12 protein-coding genes and 1 pseudogene are annotated in these 11,796 nt (G+C 46.5%); 3 read left to right on the forward strand and 10 right to left on the reverse strand.

Features of this window, described 5'->3' with window-relative positions; all coding sequences use genetic code 11:
* On the forward strand, positions 1 to 252 hold a 252-nt coding region (locus QT974_RS21840; RefSeq protein ID WP_333470520.1), incomplete at its 5' end, for a hypothetical protein.
* A complete protein-coding gene (locus tag QT974_RS21845) occupies positions 249 to 659 on the forward strand; it encodes a hypothetical protein (RefSeq protein ID WP_333470521.1) in 411 nt (136 codons plus the stop codon). The genes QT974_RS21840 and QT974_RS21845, both read left to right, overlap by 4 nt.
* Before the next feature lie 85 nt (positions 660 to 744).
* Here the strand turns inward: QT974_RS21845 and QT974_RS21850 are convergent, their stop codons facing one another.
* From QT974_RS21850 to QT974_RS21895, 10 genes are all read right to left on the reverse strand, one after another.
* A complete protein-coding gene (locus QT974_RS21850; RefSeq protein ID WP_333470522.1) occupies positions 745 to 1,755 on the reverse strand; it encodes an ABC transporter permease in 1,011 nt (336 codons plus the stop codon).
* A 9-nt stretch (positions 1,756 to 1,764) separates the two neighbouring features.
* Positions 1,765 to 2,316, reverse strand: coding sequence for an AAA family ATPase (locus tag QT974_RS21855; protein ID WP_333470523.1), 552 nt, complete (start codon positions 2,314 to 2,316; stop codon positions 1,765 to 1,767).
* Between the two features lie 143 nt (positions 2,317 to 2,459).
* Complete coding sequence (locus tag QT974_RS21860) at positions 2,460 to 2,846, reverse strand: helix-turn-helix domain-containing transcriptional regulator (protein ID WP_333470524.1); 387 nt, start codon at positions 2,844 to 2,846, stop codon at positions 2,460 to 2,462.
* Positions 2,818 to 3,162 (reverse strand): type II toxin-antitoxin system RelE/ParE family toxin, encoded by a 345-nt coding sequence (locus QT974_RS21865; RefSeq protein WP_193976182.1) that lies wholly within the window; start codon positions 3,160 to 3,162, stop codon positions 2,818 to 2,820. Before QT974_RS21865 ends, QT974_RS21860 begins: the two co-directional genes overlap by 29 nt.
* A 73-nt stretch (positions 3,163 to 3,235) precedes the next feature.
* Positions 3,236 to 4,891, reverse strand: a complete 1,656-nt coding sequence (locus QT974_RS21870; RefSeq protein WP_333470525.1) for an ABC transporter substrate-binding protein — start codon at positions 4,889 to 4,891, stop codon at positions 3,236 to 3,238.
* 350 nt (positions 4,892 to 5,241) lie between these two features.
* Positions 5,242 to 5,859, reverse strand: a complete 618-nt coding sequence (locus QT974_RS21875) for a hypothetical protein (RefSeq protein ID WP_333470526.1) — start codon at positions 5,857 to 5,859, stop codon at positions 5,242 to 5,244.
* A 440-nt stretch (positions 5,860 to 6,299) separates the two neighbouring features.
* The gene (locus tag QT974_RS21880) at positions 6,300 to 7,427 is read right to left on the reverse strand and encodes a type II secretion system F family protein (protein ID WP_333470527.1); all 1,128 of its coding nucleotides are present in this window, start codon (positions 7,425 to 7,427) and stop codon (positions 6,300 to 6,302) included.
* A gap of 97 nt (positions 7,428 to 7,524) precedes the next feature.
* Positions 7,525 to 8,619 carry a type IV pilus twitching motility protein PilT gene (locus tag QT974_RS21885; protein WP_333470528.1) on the reverse strand — a complete coding sequence of 365 codons (1,095 nt, stop codon included), beginning with the start codon at positions 8,617 to 8,619 and terminating at the stop codon, positions 7,525 to 7,527.
* A 137-nt stretch (positions 8,620 to 8,756) separates the two neighbouring features.
* Complete coding sequence (locus QT974_RS21890; protein WP_333470529.1) at positions 8,757 to 10,766, reverse strand: GspE/PulE family protein; 2,010 nt, start codon at positions 10,764 to 10,766, stop codon at positions 8,757 to 8,759.
* 122 nt (positions 10,767 to 10,888) lie between these two features.
* A complete protein-coding gene (locus tag QT974_RS21895) occupies positions 10,889 to 11,113 on the reverse strand; it encodes a hypothetical protein (RefSeq protein WP_333470530.1) in 225 nt (74 codons plus the stop codon).
* A gap of 166 nt (positions 11,114 to 11,279) precedes the next feature.
* Between QT974_RS21895 and QT974_RS21900 the strand changes: the two are divergent.
* A pseudogene (locus tag QT974_RS21900) lies at positions 11,280 to 11,796 on the forward strand (RNA-guided endonuclease TnpB family protein); the annotation flags it as partial.

Here is an 11,796-nt window from a genome sequence, read left to right on the forward strand (position 1 = left end):
GCTCCCGATGAAGTAAGAAGCAAATGTCTAGACTTGTCTAGGATTTGTATAGCAGCTAGTAAACTAAGTTGTGACTTTGATAGGGCGATCGAACTCTACGCGGCTCGAACCACACAATACGAACACGCTGACTCTCATAAACCCGATTTGTCGATCGCGCAGCGCCCAAATCCTGAATATATACCCGCCCTGTGCACACAACAGGTTAAAATATCTTGCAAATCCGTTAAAAATGGAAAAGCCCAAACATGAATCGTCCTCAAAGCGTTACAGTTCTGGCAATCTTACAGTTAATTAGTGGCATCTTCAGTCTGCTTGACGGCTTGTTCATCTTACTATTTGCAGGCGTTTTAGGCGGTCTCGGCGCAGTTGGATTCGGTGCAAAAGTTGGCACAGTCATCGGCGGCTTCATTGCAATTTTTTCAGCAATCGCGATAATTATCGGAATTATTTCCCTAGTCTTAGCATGGGGTTTGTTTCAACTAAAAAAATGGGCTTGGACAGGAACATTCATTATCCATGTCATCGCCGTCGTCACCCAAATTGCAAAAATGCTTGGTAGCGCAGGTGCAGCAGTCAATTTTCTATCTCTGGGTTTTGCCATCGCTAGCATTTACTACCTGCTACAACCGGATGTTAAACAAGCATTTTCTGTTTAGTTTAGTCCTAATCTTTCACTCCCCCTCTGCTGGGACGAAACTTTGTGTAGATGCGATTTCAAGATCCGAATCTGAACTCTTTTAATTAACGGTACTGAATTCTCGGGTCAAAAAAAGCATAGGAAATATCAACAGCCAGATTGATCAGTACAAAAGTCACAGCCACAAAGATTACTCCTCCTTGCACAATTGGGTAATCCCGCGTCAGAATCCCGCTATAAATCCAAGAACCAATTCCCGGCCACGAGAAAATTGTTTCAGTCAAAATCGCCCCGCCCAAAAGCGTGCCGAACTGCAAACCTATAGTTGTGACGATCGGCAAAAACGCATTTTTCAAAGCGTGTGTCAAAACCACCCAAAATTCCGGCAAACCCTTAGCCCGCGCCGTGCGGATGTAATCTTGCGCCAGCACTTCCAGCATCGCAGCACGAGTAATTCGAGCGATAATCGCCAAGGGGATTGTTCCTAAAGTTAAGGCTGGGAGGATGAGATGGGCGATCGCATCCCGCAAAGCCACCAAATCCCACCTCAGCAAAGCATCCACAACATAAACACCCGTAATTGGCTTAAAACCAAACCCCAAATCTACACTAATTCGCCCGCTAGGAGGCAGCCATTTCAGATAAATAGCAAACAAATAAATCAACATCAATCCCAACCAATAGACTGGTAAAGATACGCCAATCAAAGAACCGCTCATCGTCAGATTGTCCAGCCAGCTATTTTTCCGAACAGCAGCCAAAATCCCCGCCGGAATTCCGATCGAAAGCGCCACCAACATCGCCGCCACCGACAGTTCCAAAGTAGCAGGCCAGCGACTTCTAATTTCATCAACAATCGGAATACCGCTAATAATACTATTTCCTAAATCGAATCGAATCAAACTACTTAAAAAAGCTAAATATTGCAAAGGTAAAGGCTGATTCAAGCCCAATCTCGCCTTCAATATTTCCACCTGTTCGGGAGTTCCGCGTTCTCCCAAAAGCACTGTAGCGGGGTCTCCAGGAATCAGGTGCAAAAACATAAATACCAACAGAGTAATTCCGAACAGAACAGGTAGCAGTCCCAGAAAACGTTTAAGAATATATTGAAACATCAGTTGATCTCATTCATCTTGCAAATTTGCCAAAATCCGATCGACCGTTTCTTCTACTGTTAGATTGGTTGAATCCAGCCAGTAGCCAAGGCGAGGAGTTTCGGTGCGGAGAATGCGATCGAAGGCATAAACCATTGATTCATTAGCATATCCAGTTTTCGATCGTGTCGCATCCCGTGCCGCGACAACTTCTGCCTGAGGACACAAAACAATTACAGATAAAAGCACATCGTGGAAAGTGGCAACTACCTCAGCCAATGTCGAACCAATGATGATGTCTTGATAGACAACTGTGAAACCAGCCTGGAGATATTGTCGCGCTGCCATTGCTCCGAGGTGATAGCGCAGTTGAAGCTGCTGATATGCTTCTGCTGACAAATTTAACGCCATTTCCGCCTGTCCATTCACAATCATGCGACGAAAGATATCGCCGCGAAGGTGAACACTTTTGGGCAACCGTTCGGCAAGTGATTGGGCAACTGTTGATTTTCCAGCAGCCATATTCCCGGTAATCAAAATAATTTGTGGCTGATGATTTCCAGGTTGTTGATTGCTGTCCATACTGTTGGTTCAGGTAAATTCATCTTTTACTCACATCCTCAAAAGACTCCGAACCCAAAGGACTCGGAATCCAACCTCGAACACTCTTGCCTTTCCCTAAAAGCGGTTGCGAATGTACGATCGCAATAAAAAGCTACGATCGGCTATAAATTAGCTGGTTCCGGGGCTCGTTCTGATTCCCCAATCTTCGTTGATTCCGAGTCAGCGCGCCACTCACTATTTTCGACAGTAATTGCTAGTTTAAATCCTAACGCTTCGAGCAATTCTACAAAACAGTAAATTTCCGCACCTGCACTTGCTGTCAACATTTTGTCAAGCTTTTCATGATGCTGTTTGGCCGAAGCAGAAAGAGCATTCATCCTGATTCGAGCCTCAATTACCTTTCTAATTGCATTTCTAAACAGTTCACGTTCAGGATCTTTTTCTTCCAAGATAGCCTCAATATAACCAGCAGCTTCTTCCGGCTCTTTGAGAGATTCAATTAGGTACTCGCGGTAGCTATCACTCGCAGGCATTTTCACGTTTTTCATAGTCTGTCCAGTATTCTATAGCTTGTCGAATGTCTTGTTCTTGGGTGCTTTTATCCCCAGCTATGAGGATTACCACAATTGTCAAATCAACTTGTCCAAAGTAGACGCGGTAGCCCGGGCCATAATTAATTCTGAGTTCAAAAACTCCTTGTCCCACTGACTTAAAATCTCCGAGATTACCTTGCTCAACTCGGTCAAGCCTAGCCTTGATTCTAACTCTAACATTCCGATCGCGGAGAGCATCAAGCCACTCGGTGAATGGTATTCTACCCTCTGCTGTAGTGTAACGTCGAATTTCTCTGGGCTGTACTTCCATCAGTGTATCACTCTCGATCGGCAATTTCTATAGTAGAGCGATCGGCAGTACATTCAGCATGAAAAGCACTTTTTTAAGACTTACTCACATCCTCAAAAGACTCCGAACCCAAAGGACTCGGAATCCAACCTTGAATATTCTTGCGTTTCCCTAAAAGCGGTTGCGAATGTACGATCGGCAAACGTACAGCTTCCCCATGCAAAATCTCGCTAACTTCCGCATAAATTTTCGCCCGGGCTACTTTATCCCCACTCGCCCTCCCCTGATCTAAAAGTTCCAAAACCTGCGGATTTTTCCAATTTCCCAAATCCGCAGTCGAACCAGGGCCGAAGTGAGGATAATAGAAATTGTCAGGATCGCCATAATCTCCAGTCCAACCCATCATAAAAGCTTGAAAGCCCGGAGGTTTTAGCCGATCGGCCAAATAAGCAGACCAATCCTTTGTCAGCAACTTTACCCGAATCCCGATCGCGCTTAAATCCGCAGCAAAAGCCTCAGCGATCGGCTTCGGCGTGGGAAAATAGGGACGGCTGACCGGCATATACCACAAATCCAAATCAAAACCATTTGGATAACCCGCCTTCGCCAGCATTGCTTTAGCTTGCTGCGGGTTAAACTCGTAATCTTTAACTTTGTCAGACTCCGCCCAATTCAGCGAAGGCGGGATAAATTGTGAATCGTATTTGCCGAGTTCTCCCCAGAAAGCCTTGACGATAGCTTGCTTGTTGATTGTTTGGGCGATCGCCCGCCGCACCTCCGGTTTCGCCAAAGGCGCGTAACCCGGATTTAAGGCTAAATAACCCACATTAAAAGAAGGCCGCAAAACAGTTTCCAAATTAGCATCCGCTTGCACCTCTTTCAATTGATCCGGCGTTAAATCCACAGTAAAATCAAGTTGACCAGCCCTCAATTGAGCGAGTCTCGCCGCCGGATCGTCCACAAAACGAAGTACCAACTGATTGACTTTCGGCGTTCCAGCTTTCCAATAATTCGGATTTTTCTCTAAAATAATGCGATCGCCCGAGATCCATTCCTTAAACACAAAAGGCCCCGTACCCACCGCCAGCGACCCAGGAGTGCCGTATTTAGCACCCGCTTTTTTCACCGCCGCCGGACTCGCAATCCCAAAATAACCAGACCCAATCGCCGAAGCAAAGGCAGCAAAAGGCCGATTTAACACAAACCTAATCGTAGACTTATCAACAACGGTCACATCCTTGACCAGGGAATCTTTATCGCCCTTAAATCCAGCAAAAAAGTCCTTCCAAATCTGATAAGTTTTGCCCGAATCTCGATACCCGTGAGGATTTTTCGCATCCCACCAGCGATCGACATTAAACTTAACAGCATCCGCGTCAAAATCCGTCCCATCGTGAAACTTCACCCCGGAGCGCAACTTAAAAGTCCAAGTTTTGCCATCTTTCGAGTTCGACCATTCAGTCGCCAGACTCGGTTCCAATTCTACGGTTCCGGGTTTAAAATCAGTCAAGCGATTGTAGATTTGGTCGATCGCAATCACCGAATTACCATCAGTAACATTTCCCGGTTCCAGATTCACCGGCGGCCCCCCCGCCCCGTAGACCAAAGCCCCTGCTGGAACAGCCGCAGGAGTTGTGGGAGTTGGAGAATTATTAGTAATATTTGCAGGAGTGCCACAATTTGAGACAATTACAGCCATCCCAAAAACTAGAGCTAATAAAACTAAACGCCAAGATTTTAACAACCTCATTTCAATAGCTCCTATTTAATAAAAAATTATACTCATCTAAATAAATTTCTACTTACCTCTTTCTCTCCCCTCTGCGTTCTCTGCGTCCTCTGCGGTTAACATCGTAATTTTTATCTTACCATCAAATTTAACTAACAAAATAAAACACATTGATTACCAATTACCTTATCATTACAAGAAAGAATTAGTTTAAAGCTCCAAGCCCGATCGGGAGAAATTAAAATCAGACTATTAATTACTCCAATCCTCGGACTTCCAGGTACAGGTGGCGGTCAACGATCAACTGTCAACTGTCAAGCGGTCAACTGTCAATTGAAAAGACAGACCTAATTATCGATCGCGCAACCATCCTATAACTCATAACTTTCTTCACCCAGACTCCCAAATTCTGGGCTACCGAGAAACTCTTCATCCGCTGCTGCTTCCTCAATCGGCAAATCAAAACTTTCAATAACAAACGGCAACCCCGCCGCCATCAAACCGCGCTGAATGCGATCGTTAGTTTCATCAAACAAAACAAATAGCGGATGAATAGCCTCAGCTTCATCGCTAAAAATATGCTTGTAGCGGTGAGGCATCACCCATTCATAACCTTTATCCAACCAAACCTGACACTGGCGCCAGCGACCCAACAAATCAGAAAAATCTTCATCAGGGCGGTGAATAAAAACCAAGATTTCCACCCCAATTTTAACTTTCCATTCTGGATCGCACATCAAAATTGCCAAATCGCAAGGCAAACAAGCCGCCTGTCCCGGAGAGATGCTAGTCCCCCCCCTACCCGCATAGGAAACCCCCTCCTGCAAGCGCACAATTGGCAAAGGAATGGTAATTAAGCTTTCGTTAGCGCGGCGGATACTCGGAATCATCTCCATGTACAGCCGATATTTTTTCAGCAGGGCGATCGCTGCCGAAAATTCGCTGTACTCTGCTAATAAAGCCTCGTAATGTGATTGTTTTACAGACATTTTAAATCAATTAATTAGTCATTGGTCATCAGTTATCAGTCATCAGTCATGGGGCATGGGGCATGGGGCATGGGGCATGGGGCATGGGGCATGGGGCATGGGGCAAACAGGGCATTGGTCATTGGTCATTAGTCAGTTGTCATTGGCAATTTGTAATTGGTAATTTGCAATTGGTTATTCATTAGTTCGCAATAATTGGTCATTGGTTATTCAAAGATTAGCCAAGACCATATCACTGACTGAACAGTATTAACAACTCAAACAAAGCCAATGACAATTCTTAAATAACAACTTTCAACTGTCAACTGCCAACTGTCAACTGTCAACTGCCAACTGTCAACTGTCAACTGCCAACTGTCAACTGTCAACTGTCAACTGTCAACTGTCAACTGACAACTGACAACTGACAACTGACAACTATCAACTGACAACTGACTTTTTTACATCTTCTCAAACACTGCGAACATCGGCAGATACATCGACAGCAAAATCGAAGCTACGATCGCACCGATGACCACAATCATCAGAGGTTCCAGCATACTGGTAAGTCCTTTGACTGCTTCTTCCACTTCCGTTTCGTAGAAAGCGCCAACTTTCATCAGCATCTTATCAAGTTCACCTGTTTCCTCACCAATTGCCATCATTTGAATAGCCAAGGATGGGAAAACTTGCTGTTCTTGCAAAGCAATACTGATCATGCCGCCGCTTTGAATTTCCTGTCTCGCATATTCGATCGCATTTGATATCGCCTGATTCCCGGCCACATCTCGCACAATTTCCAAAGAACTCAGAATCGGCACCCCCGATCGCGTCAGCGAGCCAAAGATGACGCAAAACCTCGCCACCGCCGATTTTTCGATCAAATCTCCAAAAATTGGCAACTTCATCGCAATTCTATCAATTTGCAGGCGACCTATTGGAGTTTTGTAGTACATATCGAAGGCAATTTTGAGCGCCGCAATCACCCCAATCACCGTCAATTGTTGGATCGGAGGCCAAGCCGTACAAAACGCGCTAATCCCCAGCATAAACAGCGTAAAAGCTGGCAAATCGGCACCAATATCCTTAAATATTTTTGCAAAAGTTGGCAGCAAAAATATGGTCATTGCGAAGAAAATGACGATCGCGATAAACAGCACCGTCTTCGGATAAGACATCGCCGATTTAATTTCAGCTTCCGTCTTGTGATTTTTTTCCATCATCACCGCCAGACGGTCGAGGGTTTCATCTAGCACCCCACCAACTTCTCCCGCCGCCACCATGCTGACGAAGAGTTGGTCAAAAACATCAGGAAACTTAGACATCGCCTCTGCCAAGTTAATCCCTTCCTGCACATCAGCATTCATGCTCCTGAGCGCTCGCTTCAACTTAGCATTAGAACACTGCTCTTGGAGTACCGAAAGGCATCTCACGATCGCCACCCCGGCATTAAACATAGCCGCAAACTGACGAGCAAAAATAGCCATATCCTTAACAGTAAGACTGGTAAGGTTATACTCTATTTGCTCCTGAATCGCACTGAAATCAAAACCACCTTTCGGTTTTTGGCGGATCACGTTGGTAGCCACAGCTCACCTCTGAAAATTTATCAAAATTTAGTTGTCATCACTCATCAGTCATCAGTCATCAGTTGTTTTGGCAGACTCCTGACTAATGACTGCTGAATTAATGAGTCTTTTGCTTTTCGCCAACAGGTGCAGGGCCGATCAAGCGTTCGAGTTCGTCAGCCTTAGAAGCCTTGCTCATTGCCGATTCCCAACTGATTTTACCAGTCTTGTAAAGTTCAGCCAGTGCCATTTCCATCGTCCTCATGCCCAATTTAGCCCCCATTTGGATTTGGGAGTAAATCATCGGAGTTTTGCCTTCCCGGATCAAGTTAGCCATAGCTGGAGTATTCACCATGATTTCCATGGCGCAGCAGCGGCCGCCCCCAACTTTCACCACCAAATTTTGGCTGCAAATTCCTACCAAAGAGTTAGAAACCTGAGCTCGGATTTGGGGCTGCTGAATTGGTGGGAACACGTCCAAAATCCGGTCTACCGTTGCCGCAGCCGAATTAGTGTGCAGAGTTCCCATCACCAAGTGACCCGTTTCAGCAGCGGAAATTGCCAGACTGATAGTTTCCAAGTCCCGCATTTCCCCCACCAGAATCACATCCGGATCTTCCCGCAAAGCTGCTCTGAGCGCATTCGCAAAGCTCTTAGTATCTTCGCCCTTTTGGCGCTGGTGAAACAAACTCTTGACGTTAGGGAACACATATTCGATCGGATCTTCAACTGTGAGAATGTGCTCTGCCCGCGTCCGGTTGACCAGATCCAACAAAGCCGCCATCGTCGTAGTTTTCCCCGAACCCGTTTGGCCCGTCACCAACACCAGACCTCTAGGTCTTTCCGTCATGTCTCGCAAAATCTGCGGTACCCCCAGCGCATCCGCATTCGGAATTTTAGATTGCAGGGCCCGCAAGCAAGCAGCCCAAGCACCCCGCTCCCGGTAGACATTGACCCGGAACCGAGCCAATCCTCGCACCCCGTAAGCACAGTCGAGCTCCCACTCCATTTCCAACTGCTTGCGCTGCATATTGTTGAGCATTTGGAAAATCAGGATTTGCACTTCCTCGGCAGACAGAACGTCGCCATATTGCGATTGAGGAGTTAGTTTGCCGCTGACGCGGAAGAAGATAGGCGCGCCTGCTTGGATGTGTATGTCGGAACCCCCTTGCTCTACCAGGGACTCGAGTACGTCTTCAATCATCAGACCCATAGATACCTCTCCTAGATCGAGTTGATAGTTATTGACCAATTTAGCTCACTTGTCAGTTGTCAGTTCCGGCGTTGTCAGTTCCGGCGTTGTGTTTCTGCTGGCCGAGGACGAATGACAACTGACCATTGACTCCCCAATCAATCTATAAAGCGCGGCGTCAAGCAGTACGGACAATCCAGCATCTCCGGCTTCAATTCCGCTCGACAAGTTTTGCAGGTAAGTCCCTGCTTGCGTTTGGCTTTCATTTCCGCCTCTAGCCCGGAGTCAGTAAACGTCACCCGCTCGACTTCTTCAAAGGTAGTCGCGCCTTCTCGCACTAACTGTAAGCTGTAAGCCAACAACGTTTTCATCCCTTCTTCTACCGCTGCTTCCTTAATTTGCTCTGTGGGAGCTCCTTGAGTGATCAGAGTTTGAAGCCGCTCAGTATTTTTGAGAAACTCGTAAACCCCTATCCGTCCTTTGTAACCCAGGCCACTGCACTTGCGACACAGTTGCTCGCGTTCTGCTAGCTCTTTCCTTTCCTCCACCGCTACGATGTTGGCTTTGTTAACAGTCAGATCGATTTCTTGAGAAGCTGACAGACCGTAACGACCTAGTTCTTCCGCCGTAGGCTGGTAAGGAATGCAGCATTTGTCGCAAACTCTTCGCATCAGACGCTGAGCTAAAACGCCTAACAGAGCGGCCGAAACCATGAACGGTTCTACGCCCATTTCAGCCAAACGCGCCACCGCCCCGGCCGCGTCGTTCGTGTGCAGCGTCGTCAGCACTAAGTGTCCCGTCAAAGCAGCTTCCAGAGCTGTTTTTGCTGTTTCCTTGTCCCGCGTTTCCCCCACCAGCATCACGTCAGGGTCTTGCCGCAAAAACGCCCGCAGAATGTTGGAAAAAGTCAAGTCTTTTTCCCGAATTACTTGACACTGCGTAATTCCTGGCAAAGCATATTCGATCGGGTCTTCCGCCGTACTGATATTAACCCCCGGATCGTTCCGTTCTGCCAGAATCGAGTATAGAGTAGTTGACTTGCCCGAACCCGTCGGCCCCGTCACCAAAATCAGCCCGAACGGACGGCTAGCAGTCTCTCGCACTAAAGCCAAAGTTTCCTGGTCGGAGATTAACAAACCCAAACCCAACTGAGTGCTGGAACTGTCCAAAATCCGCAGCACGATTTTTTCACCGTACCGCGAAGGCAAGCTGTTTACCCGGAAGTCCACCGTGCGTCCCTCAAACACCCGGCGGATGCGACCATCTTGAGCTTGTCGGCGTTCGGCAATGTCCAGGTTGGCAATAATCTTGAAACGAGCCGTAATCGATGCCACTACCTGTTTCGGAAACCGGAAATACTCTTGCAGCACCCCGTCTTTCCGCATCCGTATCCGCATGAACTCTTCTTGAGGTTCTACGTGGATGTCAGACACCTTTTCCGACAAAGCTTTAGCCAAAATGACGTTGACAGCTTTAATAACCGGAGCAGCCTCAGCATCATCTATGGTGTTGGCTAGGTCTTCTTGGTCGGCAGTATCCTCTTCGAGCGAGAGTTCGCCAAAATCTCCATCTCCTAGCTCCAGCTTTCTCTGCTTTTCGGCTTCTGCTATTTTGGCTGCTACCTTAACTTGGTCGTCTTGATAGGCCGAAGTTATGTCCTGATAGTCGTCTGGCGTAATCACCCGTCGCTGCAAAGCTAAGCCGTGAGGCTGTAAAATCCGCCGCAAATCTTCTATGGCGTTGAGGTTGTCGGGGTCTACCATTGCTACTAAAACCGCCGCAGGCTCTGTTTCAGTCTTCGCTACTGGTAAAAACCTACCTTGGTGACAAATGTCGATCGAAATCTTCAATCGATCGAGCATAGCTCCGAGTAGCTCGTTCGACAATTCGCTCATCTCCGGGTCATACGCTTCAACGCCGTAGACTATCTTCCGTTCAAACATCTGCTGCTTTTTGTAAAGGCGCAGCAATTCAGGGGGCAACGGCTGCCCGGTAAGTGCTTCTAATACCTCCGTCAACCGCTTACCTGACTTCCGGCTTTCTATTTGAGCTTCATTCAGTTGTTGGCTGTTGACGTAACCCGACTGAATCATCTTGTTGAGAGCCGGAGTAAATTTGTTGACAGCAATTAGCGATGTGGAGCGAAGTCCCTGGGATGCGTTAGTCATAAAAAACACTCAATAGGTGGGAAACTCAGTCACAAAAAGTGCTGAGAGGAAAACCAACTCGGGGTTTTAACCCCCGTATGCTTTGCTTGTGGATGAGCTGTCGTAATTTTATGGCTCAATCCCTATTTATAAAGCGTAAACTCCAACTCCACTCTTAGTTTCGTCCACAAATTGACGACTTGTTTGAGGGATTTGCGGATGCTGACTGGATCTGGTTCGTTGATGCCATGCGTTGCATGGCAACGCCCGATCGACCCGCCGCCGGATACTATTGTTATAGCCCAGAGGGTACACACTTGGGGATTGCCCGTACCGTTGACAAAAATGGGGCGGGGTGTATCGCACAACGCCCGATCGTTCTCTATAGTGCGTATGCTGAGAACCCCGGTCTTTCCCGCAGGGTATTATAAAACTTCATTAAGATTCTAAGCATCAATAGACAATGGTAGTATCATATAGTCAAGAGAGCCAACTGAGAGAATTATGGCGAGAGTTAAAAAATGGAGAGTCTGAATGCAACTAGCAGAGAGACACATCATTAAATCCACCGAAAATCGTTTTGTTGAAATTGACGGGCTAGCCTTTAAATCAAAAAATTTGTACAACGCGGCTAACTACGTTATTCGTCAGAGTTTTGTCTATGGATGGGGTTACATTAATTACAACGAAATGAACCGTTTGATGAAGTCTCATCAAGCATACAAAGACTTACCAGCCAAGGTAAGTCAACAAGTATTGATGATATTGGACAAGAATTGGAAGTCTTTTTTTGAAGCAGTCAAAGCTTACAAAACGCAGCCCACGAAATTCACGGGTTGCCCGAAATTACCAAAGTATAAAGATAAAGTCAAGGGTCGGAATATTCTTATTTATACAATTCAAGCGATTAGTAGCAAGCAACTAAAAAAAGGAATTATCAAGCTGTCCGGTAGTAATATTTTAGTTAAAACCAAAGTAAAACCAGAGCAAATTTGTCAAGTTAGATTGGTTCCAAAATGCGATTGCTATGTAATTGAGGTAGTTTACAATG

Origin of the sequence: Microcoleus sp. BM001215392, from assembly GCF_036700185.1 — a bacterium.
Lineage (GTDB): Bacteria > Cyanobacteriota > Cyanobacteriia > Cyanobacteriales > Microcoleaceae > Microcoleus.

Excerpts from the sequence above, each read along its gene's own strand:
- QT974_RS21860 (WP_333470524.1), bottom strand. The coding sequence starts at position 2,846 with ATGAAAAACGTGAAAATGCCTGCGAGTGATAGCTACCGCGAGTACCTA.
- QT974_RS21865 (WP_193976182.1), bottom strand. The coding sequence starts at position 3,162 with ATGGAAGTACAGCCCAGAGAAATTCGACGTTACACTACAGCAGAGGGT.
- QT974_RS21855 (WP_333470523.1), bottom strand. The coding sequence starts at position 2,316 with ATGGACAGCAATCAACAACCTGGAAATCATCAGCCACAAATTATTTTG.
- QT974_RS21870 (WP_333470525.1), bottom strand. The coding sequence starts at position 4,891 with ATGAGGTTGTTAAAATCTTGGCGTTTAGTTTTATTAGCTCTAGTTTTT.
- QT974_RS21890 (WP_333470529.1), bottom strand. The coding sequence starts at position 10,766 with ATGACTAACGCATCCCAGGGACTTCGCTCCACATCGCTAATTGCTGTC.
- QT974_RS21885 (WP_333470528.1), bottom strand. The coding sequence starts at position 8,619 with ATGGGTCTGATGATTGAAGACGTACTCGAGTCCCTGGTAGAGCAAGGG.
- QT974_RS21850 (WP_333470522.1), bottom strand. The coding sequence starts at position 1,755 with ATGTTTCAATATATTCTTAAACGTTTTCTGGGACTGCTACCTGTTCTG.
- QT974_RS21875 (WP_333470526.1), bottom strand. The coding sequence starts at position 5,859 with ATGTCTGTAAAACAATCACATTACGAGGCTTTATTAGCAGAGTACAGC.
- QT974_RS21845 (WP_333470521.1), top strand. The coding sequence starts at position 249 with ATGAATCGTCCTCAAAGCGTTACAGTTCTGGCAATCTTACAGTTAATT.